This is a genomic window from Thalassobacterium sedimentorum (genome assembly GCF_031127905.1).
Classification (GTDB): Bacteria; Verrucomicrobiota; Verrucomicrobiia; order Opitutales; family Coraliomargaritaceae; genus Thalassobacterium; species Thalassobacterium sedimentorum.
This window is the reverse complement of sequence record NZ_JARXIC010000146.1, coordinates 1-367: the sequence shown is the minus strand read 5'-3', so window position 1 is coordinate 367 and position 367 is coordinate 1. Positions and strand designations below refer to the sequence as shown.

The window sequence follows — 367 nt, the reverse complement described above, 5'->3', positions numbered from 1 at the left end:
TCCTATTGGCCGTGGTTCACCCGGCGAACATTCAGGATCGCGACGGCGCGAAGTTGCTCCTTGAACTTCTCACCAATCGCTTCGGTTGGCTCAAAATCATTTGGGCTGATGGTGGATACGCAGGTAAACTCGTCCAATGGGTGAGGCAGCTTCAACGTAAGCGACCGATCCAGTTGGATATCGTCCGCCGCAGAGATGATACCAAAGGTTTCAAGGTTCTGCCTAAGCGGTGGATCGTCGAGAGAACCTTCGGGTGGCTGTCGAAATACCGTAGAATGTCCAAAGACTACGAAACTACCATTGAGTCATCTACTGCCATGATTCATATTGCGATGACTCGACTCATGCTCAAGCGTGCGGCTAGATT

At 51.2% G+C, this 367-nt stretch carries 1 protein-coding gene; it reads left to right on the top strand.

All coding sequences use genetic code 11. The features are described 5' to 3' along the window. Positions 1-367: transposase (locus QEH59_RS18790; protein ID WP_308986924.1), on the top strand; the 367-nt coding region annotated here is incomplete at both ends.